This window comes from Methylomicrobium sp. Wu6, assembly GCF_035916875.1.
In the GTDB taxonomy this organism is placed as follows: domain Bacteria; phylum Pseudomonadota; class Gammaproteobacteria; order Methylococcales; family Methylomonadaceae; genus Methylomicrobium.
The window spans coordinates 26,132-41,489 of sequence record NZ_JAXUHN010000047.1 but is presented as its reverse complement, the minus strand read 5'-3'; the positions used below and the strand labels follow the sequence as shown (position 1 = coordinate 41,489).

Genomic DNA, 15,358 nt, shown 5'->3' with positions numbered 1-15,358 from the left:
TGGAGAGGGTTGGGGTGAGGAGGATCAAAAATAAGGAAAAATACTTTATTTTGATCCCCTCATCCCAGCCTTCTCCCGAAGGGAGAAGGAGCGAAGCTTCTCTTAACTTAATGGCATTGACGCTCTACGTAGGAATGCAGTCTAAACCGCTCCGCGGTTCGGGACGTTGAGCGTCCTGGAGCGGGTTTCCACTAAAGCGTGGGAACCATAAATCGATTTTCACGGTAACAAACATGAATCAGCCAAAGACAGTCGATGCCGGCACGGTCGCCTTGCGCAGCCGGTCGTTGACGGCCTGCCAGGCGTCGCCCTCGGGCGGCTGCTCGACCACGATCAGATCGAACCGGAGATTATCCATTTCGCGTAAGGCCGCATAGAGCGCCTGCGCATAGTCGTGCGCGGCTTCGGGCATGTGCAGAATGTGTTCCAGATGCAGCGGGAGGATCGGCCGATGGTATGCGATCAGGCCGACGCGCCGGCCTTGCGCATTCAGTTCTGCGAGCGTTGCCGAGAGTTCATCGGCCCGGCATAACAGCGCCATCGTGCTCGGCGCGTAATGCACGGCCAAGAGGCCTGGCGCGCGGATATCGAGGGCTTCATCGCTCTTGGCCGCGACCGCTAAGGGTACGCCGATCAGCGCTTCAATCTGTTGGCGGGTGATTCTGCCGGGCCGGAGCTGCCGCGGCCGGGCGCCGCTCAAATCGATGATCGTCGATTCGACGCCGACCTCGCAGGGGCCGCCGTCGAGAATCAGATCGACGCTGTCGCCGAGTTCTTCCTCGACATGCCGGGCCGTAGTCGGGCTGATCCTGCAGAAACGGTTCGCCGAAGGCGCGGCGATGCCGCCGCCGAACTTTCTGAGCAGACTCAAAGCGACCGGATGGTTCGGTACGCGCAGGCCCACGGTCGGCTGGCCGCCGGTCACCGCATCCGGCACCTGCGGCTTTTTTTTCAGGATCATCGCGAGGGGGCCGGGCCAGAAATGGCAGGCCAGCAGCCAGGCCGTCTCGGGCACGGTCTCGGCCCAATCGGTCAGGCAGGAAGCATCCGTGATATGCACGATCAACGGATGATCGGCGGGGCGCCCCTTGGCCGCGAAGATGCGGCCGACCGCCTCCGCGTTCGAGGCGTCGGCGCCCAGGCCGTAAACCGTTTCGGTCGGAAAGGCGACCAGGCGCCCCCGGCGCAAGAGATCGGCGGCAAGGTCGAGAGCGGCGTCATCCGCAAGCAAAGGTTTCATCGTCAAGCGGATTCTTGTGGGGTGATTTCGATCAAGACTTCGTCGGGGTTGGCGGGTTCGCCCTTCACCACATGCACCGCCTTCACGGTGCCGGCGATTGGCGCGGTCACTTCGGTTTCCATCTTCATCGCCTCGGTGACCAGCACGGCCTGGCCGGCGTCGACTTTTTGGCCAACCTTGACCAGCACTTCGAGCACATTGCAGGGCATGCGCACGCCGACATCGCCCGGCTCGGTCGGCCGCCGGCGCTTGCTGGCGATATTGCTCTTGACCGCGCCCTGGGTGCCGCCGTCGAGCACGATTTCGTCGAGCGTTTCGACGACGATCTCTTCCGGCACGCCGTCGACCATGAAATAAAAATGGCGCAGCATCTGATTCTTAGGGCCGGCGCCGGTGACTTTCACGTGATAGGACTCGCCGTGCAGGGCAACATTGAATTCGGTCGGCGCCTTCTTGATGCCGTCGGCCTGGGTGGGCTCGATTTCGAGCGGTTCCGGAGTCAGAGCGCCGGACGAGCGTTGTTCGAGAAACTGCTTGCCGACTTCCGGGAACATCGCATAGCTCAACACGTCCCGGTCGTTCAAGGCCAGGTGGCCGATGGCCTCGCGCAGATGCTCGAGCTCGGGCTTCAGCAAATCGGCCGGACGGCAGTCGATCGGCTCTTCGCTGCCGATCGCGCGCTTTTGCAGGCCCGGATCGACCGGCGCGGGCGCCTTGCCGTAGCCGCCTTGCAGGTAGCGTTTAACCTCGTTCGTGATCGTCTCATAGCGCTTGCCGGTCAGCACGTTCAACACCGCCTGGGTGCCGACGATCTGCGAGGTCGGCGTCACCAGCGGCGGGTAGCCGAGGTCTTTCCGGACTTCCGGAATCTCCTTGTAGACTTCGCCGATCCGGTCAAGCGCGTTCCGTTCCTTCAACTGGTTGGCCAGATTCGAGATCATGCCGCCCGGCACCTGAAACAGATGCACCTGGGTGTCGATGCCGGTGTATTCGCTCTCGAAGCGGCGGTATTTCTTGCGCACACCGGCGAAATAGTCGTTCACTTCCTTTAGATGATCGAGGTTCAGGCCGGTGTCGTAGGGAGTACCCTTCAGTGCGGTGACCAGGCTTTCGGTCGGCGGATGGCTGGTGCCGCCGGCCCAGGACGACAGGGCCGTGTCAATGTGCCGGCAGCCGGCTTCGATCGCCTTCAACTGGCACATTTCGGCAAGCCCAGAGGTCGCGTGCGAATGCAGGTGCAAGGGCAGGTCGATCGCGTCCTTCAGCGCCTTGACCAGCTCGCTGGTCGCATAAGGCGTCAGAAGGCCCGCCATGTCCTTGATCGCGATCGAGTCGCAGCCGAGCTCTGAGAGGTCCTTCGCGAGCGCGACGAAGCTATGGGTGTCGTGCACCGGGCTGGTCGTGTAACAGATCGTGCCTTGGGCATGCTTGCCGCTCTGCTTGACCGCTTCGATCGCGGTTTTGAGGTTCCTGACATCGTTCAGCGCGTCGAAGATACGGAATACGTCGATGCCGGTCTCTGCTGCCTGCTGCACGAAGGCTCTGACCACATCGTCCGAATAATGCCGGTAGCCGAGCAGGTTTTGCCCGCGCAGCAGCATTTGCAGACGCGTTCTCGGCAGCGCGGCTTTCAGCTTGGCGAGGCGCTCCCAGGGGTCTTCCTTCAGGAAGCGGAGGCAGGCGTCGAAGGTCGCGCCGCCCCAGCATTCGAGCGACCAATAGCCGATCTCGTCGAGCTGCGCGCAGGCCGGCAGCATGTCTTCGGTACGCAGGCGCGTCGCGATCAGCGATTGATGCGCGTCGCGCAGAATGACGTCGGTAATATGTACTTTTTGCATCGTTAAACCTTTTAACTGATGTTACGCATTGTCCACGAAAAACATAAAAGGCACGAAAAATTTCATAGCACAATCCGTTCAACTGTTGCTTTCGGGTAGTGGCCAAAGTTGACCAGCAAACCCAAGCTCATTTTCGTCCCTTTCAAATAATTCAACACCTGCGCCTTATGCGCTCCCGTAGTCGCGGAAAGCGCTTTTATTTCAACAATGATGGACTCGTAGCAAATAAAGTCAGGAGTATAGGTCTGCCGTAACGTATCGCCTTTGTAAAAAAGTCTCAGTTCTGGGTGTTCAAAATACGGTACCCCTCGTTTTGACAGTTCCCTTGCCATACACTCTTGATAAATCGACTCAAGAAAACCTCAACCCATTTCCCGATACACCTCAAACACGGCACCTTGTATTTTGTAACATTCTTCTTTGTACCAAATTTCCCCATCCATTTTTTCGTGCTTTTCGAGTATTTCGTGGACATTAATGGGTCACAGGCCGGTATGCGCGGCCATCGCGGCAGCGATCACGCTGGCCAGCACTTCGGGCCGGGGTTTGTGCGAATAATTGATTAGTTCCGGATGTTTGTCCACGAAGCCGGTATTGAACTGTCCGGAACGGAATTCGGGATGACGGAGGATTTCGAGATAATAGGGTATCGTGGTCTTGATTCCGAACAGGCCCATGTCGCGCAGCGCCCGTTCGCCGCGCTTGATCGCATCCTCCCAGGTCAATGCGCTGACGATGACCTTCGCGAGCATCGAATCGTAGTAGGGCGGTATCTCGTAGCCGGTATAGATCGCGGTATCGGTCCTGACGCCGGGGCCGCCCGGCGCGTAATAGCGCGAAATGCGGCCGAAGCTCGGCAGAAAGTTGTTCTGCGGGTCTTCGGCATTGATCCGGAACTGGATCGCGAAGCCGCGCCGGTGAATTTCTTCTTGTTTGAAGCGCAGAGGCAAACCGGCCGCGACGCGGATCTGCTCCTCGACGATATCGACGCCGGTGATCGTCTCGGTGATCGTGTGCTCAACCTGCACGCGCGTATTCATTTCCATGAAATAGAAGCGGTCCTGATCGTCGAGCAAGAACTCGACCGTGCCGGCGTTCGTGTAGCCGACCGCCTTCGCAGCGAGCACCGCGAGGCCGCCGATGTACTGGCGCTGCGCTTCCTCGAGCTGCGGCGACGGCGCGATTTCGATCAGCTTTTGATTGCGGCGCTGGATCGAGCAGTCGCGTTCGTAAAGATGGATCGTGTTGCCGTGATTGTCCGCCAAGACCTGTACCTCGATATGGCGCGGATTCACGATGCATTTTTCGAGAAACGCTTCGGCCCGGCCGAAAGCCTTGCCGGCCTCGGAGATCACCCGGTCGTAATTGCGCCGGAGTTCATCGCGAGTATCGCAGCGGCGGATGCCGCGCCCGCCGCCGCCCGATGTCGCTTTCAGCATGACCGGATAGCCGATCGTTTCGGCGACTTCGAGCGCCTCGTCGACCGTGTCCAGATTGCCGGCGGAACCCGGCGTGACCGGCAGTCCCGCCGCGATCATCGCCTTGCGCGCCTCGGTCTTGTCGCCCATCCGTTCGATCACCTCGGCCGAAGGTCCGATGAACACCAGGCCGCGCTCGGCGCAGGCCTTGGCGAATTGCGCGTTTTCGGAAAGAAAGCCGTAGCCCGGATGGATCGCGTCGCAGCCGGTCGCCGCGGCCAGATTGACCAGCGCATAGATATTCAGATAACCCGCGACCGGCTCGCTGCCGATGCAATAGGATTCGTCGGCCTTTTTGACATGCAGCGCAAAGCGGTCGGCCTCGGAATAGATCGCGACCGAACGGATGCCCATCTCTGCGCAGGCGCGGATGATGCGCACCGCGATTTCACCGCGGTTCGCGATTAGGATTTTGCGTAACATAAAACGGCTTGGACGGCGGAGAAACTCGCGTTGTTTAAGAGATTACGGAAGTCTTTGACGGCTAACTGCCACTATATCAGATTCTTAGCCGATACACTCAGCTGGTCACCCAAAAATAAATGCCGAACATGCCGGCCGCGCAACCGGCCAAAACTTTCAGCCGTTTGCGGCTGGGCATTTCGGCCCAGTACTGCTTGCCGTCGGTGAGCAGTTGCTGATAGGAAGCACGCACATAGGCTTTGGCGCGACGATACAGTCCTGGCGCCGTCCGCCATACCTTATACGCCACGCCGCCGATAATCGCGACTTGCACATAGAATAATATCAGCTGGCTATGGTATTTGCTCAGATGGAGACTGTGCCCAATCAACTCTTCGAACATGAAGCACAGCGATTCGTAGAAGATATGCAGGAATTCCAGCAGATAGTGCGCTCCGGCCAAATAGAGGTCGGGCAGCAAAATCAAGCTGCCGACCAGGCTGGAGCTGAAACAGACTCTACGCTGGCGTGAAGAAAGTTGCTGAATTTTAATAAAAACTTCATTCAATTTGTTCATCGAGTAGACCTAATGAGGTTTTGATACGAACCTGGAAACTGATTGTCCGAGTTTTTTTAATCCAGCCGCCGAGGGACAAAGCACGGGGTGAATGTCGTATCGTTCATGGTAAATCGATTTGCATTAAAGACCCCGTCGCGCGACATACGCTAAAAAGGGATGGATCTGCGGGCAGAAAGCTTCGATTCTGACTTGCCTGCATCCTGTGCTCCAATCTTTCCTAATTGACCAATGATAAATTTAGCGGCTAACTCAAAATTTGGAAAGCAGAATATATTTGATCATTTATTCGAAAAAAACGATGTATTGTGTTTTTTGTGGCCGCTATATGATATTAAAAAAGATATTTTAATCGTCTATTTCGAATTATTTCGATACGATATTATTATTGAGCAAAATGACACCTGTTTTGCACTTTTCTGGCGCGCAGTTTTATCGAGTAAAAGCGACTCTGCTCTGTGATGAATCTGTGGACCGACATGAAACGGTGCAATAATAAATTTTGTTTTCTCTTCGTTACAGTGTAAAGAGCAAAATATGATCAATTACAAGCATTTGCACTATTTCTGGATGGTCGCCAAGGAAAAGAGCATCGTCAAGGCCAGCGCGCAGCTGCATTTGACGCCGCAAACGATCAGCGGTCAATTGAGCTGCCTGGAAGACTCGATGGGCGTGACCTTGTTCGATCGAGTCGGCCGGCATCTGGAGCTGACCGATGCCGGACGGCTGGTGTTGTCCTACGCGGATGAAATCTTTTCGTTGGGCAGCGAACTGCAAAATGCGGTGCGCCACCAGCCGAAGAAATCGTCACTCGCGTTCAAGGTCGGCATCGACAACGTCGTGCCTAAATCGATTGCGTACCGCTTACTGGAGCCGGCTTTGCATATTCCGGAACCCATTCATTTTTATTGCCGCGAAAACGATCTGGATGCCCTTCTTACAGATTTGTTGCTGCACAAGCTCGATCTGGTCATTTCAGACAGCCCGATTGCCGCCGATCTCGATTTCCGCGGATCTTGCGATCCCTTGGGCGAATCGGGCCTGACGATTTTCGCCGCGGCGGCATTGACCGAACGCTTGCAAGGCGAATTTCCGTCTTGCCTCGATAATGCGCCGCTGTTGCTGCCCGCCTCGAACACCGGCATCCGGACGCATTTGCAGCGCTGGTTCGACAAATGGCGCATTCATCCGGCGATCGTCGGCGAATTCGAGGACAGCGCATTGATGAAGGAATTCGCGCAGGCGGGCGTCGGCGTGATCGCAGCGCCGACCGCGATCAGCGCCGAGATCGAGAGAAAGCATGAATTGATCGCGATCGGAACGGTCGAAGAAGCAGTCATCCGTTATTATGCGATTTCGGTGCAGCGTAAAACCGCGCATCCGGCCGTCACGGCGATTGCCGAAAAAGCCGGCGAATGGTTGTTCAAAGAGAGCGCGTAAAGCGGAAAATCGGGGAAACTCAATTTTTGATTATAGTATCGATTCGAAACAAGTTATACTAGATAGCAAGCTGCTATTGCCTCACCCAATAAAATGGAGTCAATCTCATGATACACAAACACCTCAAATATTATACCGACCATTTGAAGGGCGATGTGCCCGCCGGTATCGTCGTCTTTTTGGTTGCGCTGCCACTCTGTCTGGGAATCGCGATGGCTTCGGGCGCGCCGCTGTTTTCCGGCCTGATCGCGGGCCTGATCGGCGGTCTCGTGGTCGCCTGGCTGAGCGGCTCCCAGCTCAGCGTTTCGGGTCCCGCCGCCGGTTTGACCGTGATCGTTCTGAATGCGATCGAAAAGATCGGCAGTTTTCAGGGCTTTCTGACCGCTCTTGTGATAGCGGGCTTTCTGCAATTGGTGTTGGGTTTTTTGCGGGCGGGCATCATTGCCTCCTTCTTTCCTGCCTCGGTGATCGAAGGCATGCTGGCGGCGATCGGTCTGATCCTGATCATGAAACAGCTCCCGCACGCGACCGGTTACGACGCGAGTTTCGAGGGCGACGAAAGCTATATGGCCGATACGGCCGGTTCGAGTGTGTATGCCTTGTTCGACTCGTTGAAAGCGATCTCGCCCGGCGCGCTCGTGATCAGTTCTGTCGGTCTGCTGATTATGATCATTTGGGAATTGTCCTGGTTCAAGAAGCGCAAGCTCTTCACCTTGATTCCCGGGCCGTTGGTCGCGGTGGCCTGGGGCGTCGCTTATAATCTGACCGCGATGAAATTTGCGCCGGAATGGGCGGTCAACAACCCAAAACACATGGTAACTTTACCTGTTTTGGATCATCCGACCGCGCTTTTCGATCAGTTTGTATTCCCAGATTGGAGTTTTCTCGCCGATCGCCAGATTTATACCGTCGCGGTAACAATGACCATTATCGCGAGCCTGGAAACCCTGTTGAGCCTGGAAGCGGTCGATAAACTCGATCCGTTGAAACGCATCGCGCCGACCAATCGCGAACTGAGGGCGCAGGGCATCGGCAACATGATCAGCGGCTTTATCGGCGGCTTGCCGATCACCGCCGTGATCGTGCGCAGTTCCGCGAACATCAACGCGGGCGGAAGAACCCGGATCGCCTGTTTCGTGCATGGCGTGTGCCTATTGATCAGCTTGTTGTTCTTCGCGCAATACCTGAACTATATTCCCTTGGCCTGTTTGGCGGCGATTTTGCTGCAAACCGGCTATAAATTGGCAAAACCGAAGCTGTTCAAGGAATTTTTCCGCAAAGGGTTGAGTCAGTTTGTGCCCTTCGTGGTTACGGTCGGCGCGATTCTGGCGACCGACTTGTTGGAAGGCATGGCGATCGGCATGGCGGTCGGGATGATTTTCGTGATCATGGCGAATTACCATGCCGCGATCACCTTGACGCAGGACGGTTCGCATTATGTGCTGTCGCTGAACAAGGACGTCTCGTTTTTGAACAAGGCACTGCTGCGCAAGTTTATTTTGCGCATCGAGGCGAATAGCACGGTCGTGATCGACGCGAGCAAGGCGGGGTTCATTGACCACGATATTGTCGAAACGATCGAGGATTTCTTGGCCGCCGCGCCGGACGACAATATTTCGGTGCAGTTAGTCGATTTACACGGCAAGGACAAGATGAAAAAACATGAGGCTCACGTCGTGCTCAACGGTCGCGGCAAAAAACCTCAGGCCGTCGCCTGATCTATAGATTGTCCCGTCTCGGCAGGATGAAATCGGTATCCGATTCCTCCGGGGCGTGGAGCCCGCCGCTGCGGTCGGCCGCTGTCCGCTGGATGATTGCGGATAATCCGGTCACCAAGGGATAGTCGCCGATTTTCTCGAGGTCTATCCAGCGCGCCTCCGAGACGTCGCTCGCTGCAACAGGGATGTTGTTTTGCTCGTCCACTAATTCGACCAAAAAATCGACAATCACATAATGAAAGTTTTCGATGCGCCGTTCGACCACCGCGGCGATCGATAGCACGTTCACCTCCAGACCGGTTTCCTCCTTCACTTCCCGCCGGCAGCATTCGACTAGCGCTTCGCCGGCTTCGAGCTTACCGCCCGGCACCGACCATAACCCTTGCGCGGGCGGTTTGTCGCGCTTGATCAACAGTACCTGGTTTTGCCTGTTAACCAAGAGGCCGCCGACGCCGATCATCGGTTCCGGAAATGATGGATTTTCTTTCTCCTGCATTAGGCTGCACCTGCTGAACTTTTTATTATACGGGACGGATAGTAGTTGTAAGTGAATGGTCGAAGTGATATGTTGCCGGAACTTACCGGGCGTTCCAGAGACTGGTGAAAAGGGTGTTAAAGATCCTCCTCCCCGTCGTTAATATCTCACCAGCGTTAATTCATATAATAACCATTATGAGGTAGATTATGTTTTCATTGAAGCATTCCCTGTCCGCGTGTCTTGTCCTGGCTTATTCCCATGCGGTTCCGGCGCTGGCGGCCGATGCGGCGGCAGGCGCCGAGAAAGCGGCGATGTGCGCCGGTTGCCATGGACCGAACGGCAAAAGCAGCAATTCGCAATGGCCCAATCTGGCGGCTCAGCAACCGGCCTATTTGGCTGCTCAACTGAAGGCGTTCAAATCCGGCGCCCGTACAAATCCGATGATGCAGAGCATGATCGGCAATTTGAATGATCAGGATATCGAAAATCTCGCCGCTTATTTTGCGGGTCAACCCGCGGCAAAAGCAGGTGGCGATGCGGCGTTGGTTAAAACGGGTGCGGACAAATCCGGGATGTGCCTCGGTTGTCATGGCGCACAAGCGCAAGGCAGTGCGCAGATTCCGCGGTTGGCGGGACAGCATCCGGGGTATTTGGTGGCCCAGCTGAAGAATTTCAAAGAAGGCACTCGTCAAGGCGGCCCTATGCAAAGCATGGCGAGCACGCTTTCCGATGACGACATGAAAGCGCTGGCTGCTTACTTCGGCTCGCTTTAAACGGCTTCTTTCAGTACGATAGAATGAACTGGCAAGCAATTGCCGAGCGGATCAATCTCGCAACCGATCAAGACTTCCATTTCGCCGCCGCGCGACCGTTGGGCGGCGGCGATATCAACTCGGCCTATCGATTGCAAGGCCGCGACCGGTCTTATTTCGTTAAACTGAATCGCCGTGAACTGGCGGACATGTTCACTGCCGAATTCGACGGCTTGCAGGAAATCTCCAGTATCGGCGTGGTGCGCGCGCCCGCTCCAATCGTTCATGGCGAGTCCGGCACACAAGCTTTTTTGGTACTCGAATATCTGGAATTTGGCCGCTCCGATCAACAATCGCAACGGCTGCTTGGGCGGCAACTTGCCGAATTGCACCGGCATAAGCAGCCTTATTTCGGCTGGCGTCGGAACAATACCATCGGCAGTACGCTACAAGTAAATACACGCAGCAAAGATTGGATAGAATTTTGGCGCGAAAGGCGCCTCGGTTTTCAGTTGCAGTTGGCCGGCCATAACGGTTGCTCAAGCCGTTTGCAAAGCCAGGGCGAACGTCTGTGCGGCGCTTTGGATGGCCTGTTCGACGGCTACCGACCGGAACCGTCACTCCTTCACGGCGATCTGTGGGCCGGCAACAGCGCGGCGGACAGGCAGGGCCAGCCGGTCATTTTCGATCCGGCCTGCTATTACGGAGACCGCGAGGCCGACATCGCGATGACCGAATTGTTCGGCGGCTACGACAAGGATTTTTATCAGGCCTACGATGAAATCTGGCCTCTCGATGCAGGCTATCCGGTCCGCAAGACGCTTTACAATCTTTATCACATCCTGAATCATCTGAACCTTTTCGGTGGCGGCTACCAGCGCCAGGCCGAAAATATGACAATGCAATTGTTGGCCGAACTCGGCGTTTAACTGACTCACCAAGCACTCGCTTAAGATTGGATTATCGCGATACATGGATACAACCGGTATAATCGGCAGTTTTCTTAATTCCAAATAACCATCTTTTTTGTGCGGCATTTAAATCATGAGTTTATTAATCCAATACCTTGCGCTTTGCTGGTTTCGCAATAATCCCCTCGATTTAACACCTTCCAAATCGTTCATGTGGAAGACGGTGATTTTTTACCTGATTTCGGGAATGATTGTCGAGGGCCTGATTGCCGATCCCGCGGACGGCTCATTGGAAGTCATGTTGCGGACCATTATGGCATTTTCGTCCATCACGGTGTTATTGCTACTGCTCAAAAAACGGCATAATTTTTATCAACTGTTCACCGCGATTTTCGTCTGCGAAAACTTTATCATGACGCTGGCCACCTTCACCGAAGGGCTGTATTTCTGGATGGTGATGACCCATCGGGAAAAAGCGGAAGAAATTTCGATCGGCATCGGTGCCTTGCTGGTGCTATGGTATCTGGCGATCGTCGCTTACATTTTGCGGCAGTCCTTTGCTTTCGAGCGTGGCGCGAGCCTGATTTTGGCATTCGGTTATTTTGTGGTGACTTATGGGTTACCGATGTTGTTTATGGATATATAAAGCAGAAAGCGCAAAGGCATTCCGTATCTTACTGATTTATATAGGAAGGTATTTTTTGTCAAAATGGTGCTTACTTTCTAATCATAATAAAATGAAAGTATTTAAAAGCTATTTACTACTATTAGCCTGAAAAAATCTGTGGGTAAGACAATATAACATATAACTATCAACGGCTTATGTTACATGGCAAGTTGTCTTTTTAATGGCTGCCAATTTGTTGATGGATTGTGGATAAATTGATGCACAATTATTTACACCTCCTTATCCACAATAAGCCCGGCTTTTTCTCACTGTTTACTCGCTGATGGCTTTCAGATTCGCGAGGCCCTCCTCATATTTTTTGCCAACCATCTTGTCCATGCTGAAAAAGATGCCGATCAGCTTGGAAATGTATGGGCAGTGTCCATACATGGCTTGAGTAACCATCGTGGCGTCGCCATGGGTTACGAGCGTGAATTCGATGGTATTGTGAGCTTCGAAGGGTTTGATGAAATCGATTTGGATCAACACTTTGGAGCGAGGTGAAGACTCGATGATTTCCATTCGGCCCCGACCTATTTCCTTGTTGCCGTTCCATTCATAGATTGCGCCCTCGCCGCTGACGGCTCCGCTATAGCTGCGCTTTATCGCGGGATCGACTTTCTCCCAGGGCGACCAGGGCTCCCATTGGTGAAAATCGTTGATCAGGGGAAAGATTTTTTCTGGAAGGACTTTGATGCTTATCGAGCGTTCAACACGGAAAGTATCGGGCCGGGTTGCCGCATAGATCAGCAGGGCGGCGAAAAGAACGACAACTGTGATAACAATGGATTCGATCATTTCTTTTCTCCTAGGTGACGAAGCTTAATGTTAGTATCGTAGGGTACGCACCGCGTACCTTTTCAAAGTGTTCCGGTGAATCAAGCCTCAAAAAAGGTACGCGGTGCGTACCCTACAAGCTTACTGCATAGATGGCGGATTCAAGAAAGCCCGAATTTCCTTTCCAGTTCAATATGCTTGTCGATATGAATCACTTCCTTAAATTGTTCAAATGACAGATCTTTATTGATATTTTCGGTCGAACCATCCTGTTTCAAGTTGCCAAAGCAATCCTTCAGCGCCTGTGTCACCGAAAATAAGCCGGACAGGGAAAAAGCCGCCAGCTTGTAGCCCATCTCTTCAAGCTCCCGAACCGACAAGTTCGGGGTCTTCCCGCCTTCGATGATGTTCGCGAACAGCGGAACTCCGGTAAAATGGCGGGCGATCTCTTCCAGTTCGTCCCGGGACTGCGGCGCTTCAATAAACAACACGTCCGCGCCGGCTTCGAGATAGCGTTCGCCTCTGGCGATGGCTCCCTGCAAACCCTCGATCGCGCGGGCATCGGTTCGACCGATGATCACCAGGTTCGAATCGCCGCGCGCATAGACCGCCGCCTTGATTTTTTCGGCTTGCTCCTGCATCGGAATTACCCGTTTGTCTTCGAAATGCCCGCATTTTTTCGGCCATTCCTGATCTTCCAGGATGATGCCGGCGACTTTCGAGGGGGCGATTTCCTGGACCGTGCGGATCACGTTCAGCGGATTACCGTAGCCGGTATCCATGTCGGCGATCAAGGGAATCGAAACGCTGTTTGCGATCCGGCAGGCCGCGGCTATCATCTCGCTGGCGCTCAGATAACCCATGTCAGGTTTGCCGAGTAGAGAAGCCGATAGGCCGAAGCCACTGGTAAAGAGGAATTCGAATTCCGCCTGTTCGGCGATCATCGCGCCCAAACAATCATACACGGCGGGAGCGGCTTTGATGCCGGTCTGTTCGATCAGGGCTCGAAGTGTATTTTTCATCGATTTTGTTGTACTAGTTTGATTTGATATGCCAGTCGAGGTCTGTTTAATAGCCGCATAGCCCATTGGCAATTCCGGCCTTTGGGCGCTATGATAGCAGGTAAATTTTTTCCTGGACTTTCCTTAACTTATGAGACTTGCACGGACCCTTTTCTTTATCGCGTTGGTGGTGGTCGTCAATGCCTTGATCACTTGGCTGAACAATCTGCCGCAGGACGCCGGCGTCGATGTGCCCGGCGGCAAGGTCAATAGTGTTTCATTCGCGCCATTTCGCGAGGATCATAGTCCGCTGACCGAAGTCTTTCCGAGCGCTCAGGAAATCGACGAGGATTTACGCTTGTTGGCCGGCCAGACCCATACGATCCGGACCTATGCGAGTTCGAAAGGGTTGACCGAGTTGCCGGCGATGGCGCGCAAATACGGCCTGAAAATGATTCAGGGCGCCTGGATTGGCGGCCCCACGGTGGCGAAGGAAAACGAGGAAGAGATTACCGCCTTGATCAAGGCGGCGAACGCCTATCCGGACGTGATTACCCGCGTGATCGTCGGCAACGAAGTGCTGCTGCGCGGCGAGCTCGAGCCCGAGCAATTGCTGAGTTATATCCGCCGGGTCAAGCAGGCGGTCAAGCAGCCGGTGTCCTATGCGGATGTCTGGTCGTTTTACATGCGTTATCCCGAAATAGCGAAAGAAGTCGACTTTTTTACCGTGCACATCCTGCCGTATTGGGAAGACGAACCGTTACCGGTCGATAAAACCGCCGAACATATCGTGAAGAATTATCAGAGAATCCGCGACGCCTATCCCGGAAAACCGATCCTGATCGGCGAATCCGGCTGGCCAAGCACGGGGCGTCAGCGGGGACCTGCGGTACCGAGCGTGGTCAACGAAGCCAAATTCATTCGCTCGCTAGTGCAGGTTGCCAATAAAAATGGCTTTGACATCAATATCGTCGAGGCGTTTAACCAGCCCTGGAAGAGCAAGCTGGAGGGCGTGGTCGGCGCAAGCTGGGGGCTTTACTCGGTGGATCGTGAGCCGGTGTTTCCGTTGACCGGCAAGGTCATCGAAAACCCGAATTGGCCGTTGCGAGTGTTAGTCGCGAGTTTATTGACCGTGCTGGCGGTGGTCGGTTTTTACGCCAGCCGCTTGCAGTCGCTCTCGGCTCTGCCGCTGCTGGCATTCGTTGGCTTTGCCGGAATGCTCAGCGCCCTGCAGGTCAATCAGACCGCCGATCTTTGGTACACCAGCTACAACAACCTGGAGCGCTTTCATGCGCTGTCGATTGCGGGCCTTGGTATCGCCCTGGGCGCGCTGCTGCTACGTCAGGGCGCGGAATTGTTACGCATTGCCAAAAGCTGCGCCTTCCTATTCGCCTGGAGCCGCTATTTATTTTTGACCTTTGTCGCGCTGGCCTTTTATAAGGCGCAGGCGCTGGGATTGAACGGGCGCTATCTGAACATTCCGTATCCGTTGACCTTAATCCCGGTGGCCGGAACGTTGGGACTGCTAGTGCTCGGGGCGATCGGCGGCGAGCAAAACTGGCGGCAAGTCTTGGCCGGCATCGTCGGCGGGACTGCAAAGACCGGCGGCGTGTATAAATTGAGCGCGCTATTGGCGGTTGCCGGCGCGGTGCTCGTGGCTTTCGAAACCTATCAGATCATGATCGGCACCAATTTTCCGACCGCTTACCCGATCTTCGTGGACAGGCTCTACGCCGGTTTCATGACCACGCTGACATACAGCCAGCTGCAAGGCTGGGTATTGTTGATCGCGGCGCTGATAATTCTGTTGCCGTTCAGACTGCTGGCCTGGGTTTTGATTCTGGCGGTGCCGGCGTTGATCGTCGGCGAAACCTATGCTTTCATGATTGGCCACGATTTCATTGAAGCGCATCCCGATTTCGGCGAACGGCTGCAAAAGGCGTTGATTTATACCGTAACCAATTGCCAGATGGTGTATTGGCTCGGAAGTTTGATCGTGTTGGCGTTGCCGTTATGGGCCGTCGGTAAGAGCCGCCAAGGCGAGTAGTTCATGTTGACGGATTTACCGAGGCGTTATCA

Annotated in this window: 13 protein-coding genes and 1 pseudogene; 6 read left to right on the top strand and 8 right to left on the bottom strand. The window is 54.9% G+C overall.

The annotated features are described in order from the left end of the window. Nucleotides 1-238 precede the first annotated feature (238 nt). The 5 genes and pseudogenes from U2W12_RS04035 to U2W12_RS04015 all read right to left on the bottom strand — a co-directional run bounded on the left by U2W12_RS04035 (nt 239) and on the right by U2W12_RS04015 (nt 5,535). On the bottom strand, nt 239-1,240 hold the full coding sequence (locus tag U2W12_RS04035; RefSeq protein WP_326499383.1) for an L-threonylcarbamoyladenylate synthase: 1,002 nt from the start codon (nt 1,238-1,240) through the stop codon (nt 239-241). A gap of 2 nt (nt 1,241-1,242) precedes the next feature. After that, the gene (gene oadA / locus U2W12_RS04030) at nt 1,243-3,078 is read right to left on the bottom strand and encodes a sodium-extruding oxaloacetate decarboxylase subunit alpha (protein ID WP_326499382.1); all 1,836 of its coding nucleotides are present in this window, start codon (nt 3,076-3,078) and stop codon (nt 1,243-1,245) included. A 62-nt stretch (nt 3,079-3,140) separates the two neighbouring features. Further along, nucleotides 3,141-3,428 (bottom strand): annotated as a pseudogene (locus U2W12_RS04025) (GxxExxY protein); the annotation flags it as partial. A gap of 132 nt (nt 3,429-3,560) precedes the next feature. Further along, nucleotides 3,561-4,979, bottom strand: coding sequence for an acetyl-CoA carboxylase biotin carboxylase subunit (locus U2W12_RS04020; RefSeq protein WP_326499381.1), 1,419 nt, complete (start codon nt 4,977-4,979; stop codon nt 3,561-3,563). A gap of 97 nt (nt 4,980-5,076) precedes the next feature. Then, on the bottom strand, nt 5,077-5,535 hold the full coding sequence (locus tag U2W12_RS04015; protein WP_326499380.1) for a hypothetical protein: 459 nt from the start codon (nt 5,533-5,535) through the stop codon (nt 5,077-5,079). 537 nt (nt 5,536-6,072) lie between these two features. Here U2W12_RS04015 and nhaR point away from each other — a divergent pair. Both nhaR and U2W12_RS04005 read left to right on the top strand, forming a co-directional pair. Further along, nucleotides 6,073-6,975 (top strand): transcriptional activator NhaR, encoded by a 903-nt coding sequence (nhaR, locus tag U2W12_RS04010; RefSeq protein ID WP_326499379.1) that lies wholly within the window; start codon nt 6,073-6,075, stop codon nt 6,973-6,975. Between the two features lie 107 nt (nt 6,976-7,082). Then, nucleotides 7,083-8,693 (top strand): SulP family inorganic anion transporter, encoded by a 1,611-nt coding sequence (locus U2W12_RS04005; protein WP_326499378.1) that lies wholly within the window; start codon nt 7,083-7,085, stop codon nt 8,691-8,693. 1 nt (nt 8,694) lies between these two features. On the opposite strand, the gene U2W12_RS04000 is transcribed toward U2W12_RS04005, so the two are convergent. After that, entirely contained in the window at nt 8,695-9,189 is a 495-nt protein-coding gene (locus tag U2W12_RS04000) for an NUDIX hydrolase (protein WP_326499377.1), read from the bottom strand. A 188-nt stretch (nt 9,190-9,377) separates the two neighbouring features. On the opposite strand from U2W12_RS04000, the gene U2W12_RS03995 reads away from it, so the two are divergent. From U2W12_RS03995 to U2W12_RS03985, 3 genes are all read left to right on the top strand, one after another. Further along, nucleotides 9,378-9,944 carry a c-type cytochrome gene (locus U2W12_RS03995; RefSeq protein ID WP_326499376.1) on the top strand — a complete coding sequence of 189 codons (567 nt, stop codon included), beginning with the start codon at nt 9,378-9,380 and terminating at the stop codon, nt 9,942-9,944. A 23-nt stretch (nt 9,945-9,967) separates the two neighbouring features. Further along, the gene (locus U2W12_RS03990; RefSeq protein WP_326499375.1) at nt 9,968-10,852 is read left to right on the top strand and encodes a fructosamine kinase family protein; all 885 of its coding nucleotides are present in this window, start codon (nt 9,968-9,970) and stop codon (nt 10,850-10,852) included. A gap of 115 nt (nt 10,853-10,967) precedes the next feature. After that, the gene (locus tag U2W12_RS03985) at nt 10,968-11,480 is read left to right on the top strand and encodes a hypothetical protein (RefSeq protein ID WP_326499374.1); all 513 of its coding nucleotides are present in this window, start codon (nt 10,968-10,970) and stop codon (nt 11,478-11,480) included. A 294-nt stretch (nt 11,481-11,774) separates the two neighbouring features. On the opposite strand, the gene U2W12_RS03980 is transcribed toward U2W12_RS03985, so the two are convergent. Both U2W12_RS03980 and U2W12_RS03975 read right to left on the bottom strand, forming a co-directional pair. Continuing rightward, entirely contained in the window at nt 11,775-12,299 is a 525-nt protein-coding gene (locus U2W12_RS03980; protein WP_326499373.1) for an SRPBCC family protein, read from the bottom strand. A 140-nt stretch (nt 12,300-12,439) separates the two neighbouring features. Further along, the gene (locus U2W12_RS03975) at nt 12,440-13,300 is read right to left on the bottom strand and encodes an isocitrate lyase/PEP mutase family protein (protein ID WP_326499372.1); all 861 of its coding nucleotides are present in this window, start codon (nt 13,298-13,300) and stop codon (nt 12,440-12,442) included. Nucleotides 13,301-13,430: 130 nt separating this feature from the next. Here U2W12_RS03975 and U2W12_RS03970 point away from each other — a divergent pair, with 130 nt between their 5' ends. Further along, nucleotides 13,431-15,326 carry an exo-beta-1,3-glucanase gene (locus U2W12_RS03970; RefSeq protein ID WP_326499371.1) on the top strand — a complete coding sequence of 632 codons (1,896 nt, stop codon included), beginning with the start codon at nt 13,431-13,433 and terminating at the stop codon, nt 15,324-15,326. Nucleotides 15,327-15,358 lie beyond the last annotated feature (32 nt).

Coding starts and splice junctions, on each gene's coding strand:
- U2W12_RS04000 (WP_326499377.1), bottom strand. CDS start 9,189: ATGCAGGAGAAAGAAAATCCATCATTTCCGGAACCGATGATCGGCGTC.
- U2W12_RS04005 (WP_326499378.1), top strand. CDS start 7,083: ATGATACACAAACACCTCAAATATTATACCGACCATTTGAAGGGCGAT.
- oadA (WP_326499382.1), bottom strand. CDS start 3,078: ATGCAAAAAGTACATATTACCGACGTCATTCTGCGCGACGCGCATCAA.
- U2W12_RS04015 (WP_326499380.1), bottom strand. CDS start 5,535: ATGAACAAATTGAATGAAGTTTTTATTAAAATTCAGCAACTTTCTTCA.
- U2W12_RS03970 (WP_326499371.1), top strand. CDS start 13,431: ATGAGACTTGCACGGACCCTTTTCTTTATCGCGTTGGTGGTGGTCGTC.
- U2W12_RS04035 (WP_326499383.1), bottom strand. CDS start 1,240: ATGAAACCTTTGCTTGCGGATGACGCCGCTCTCGACCTTGCCGCCGAT.
- U2W12_RS03980 (WP_326499373.1), bottom strand. CDS start 12,299: ATGATCGAATCCATTGTTATCACAGTTGTCGTTCTTTTCGCCGCCCTG.
- U2W12_RS03990 (WP_326499375.1), top strand. CDS start 9,968: ATGAACTGGCAAGCAATTGCCGAGCGGATCAATCTCGCAACCGATCAA.
- nhaR (WP_326499379.1), top strand. CDS start 6,073: ATGATCAATTACAAGCATTTGCACTATTTCTGGATGGTCGCCAAGGAA.
- U2W12_RS03995 (WP_326499376.1), top strand. CDS start 9,378: ATGTTTTCATTGAAGCATTCCCTGTCCGCGTGTCTTGTCCTGGCTTAT.
- U2W12_RS03985 (WP_326499374.1), top strand. CDS start 10,968: ATGAGTTTATTAATCCAATACCTTGCGCTTTGCTGGTTTCGCAATAAT.
- U2W12_RS03975 (WP_326499372.1), bottom strand. CDS start 13,300: ATGAAAAATACACTTCGAGCCCTGATCGAACAGACCGGCATCAAAGCC.
- U2W12_RS04020 (WP_326499381.1), bottom strand. CDS start 4,979: ATGTTACGCAAAATCCTAATCGCGAACCGCGGTGAAATCGCGGTGCGC.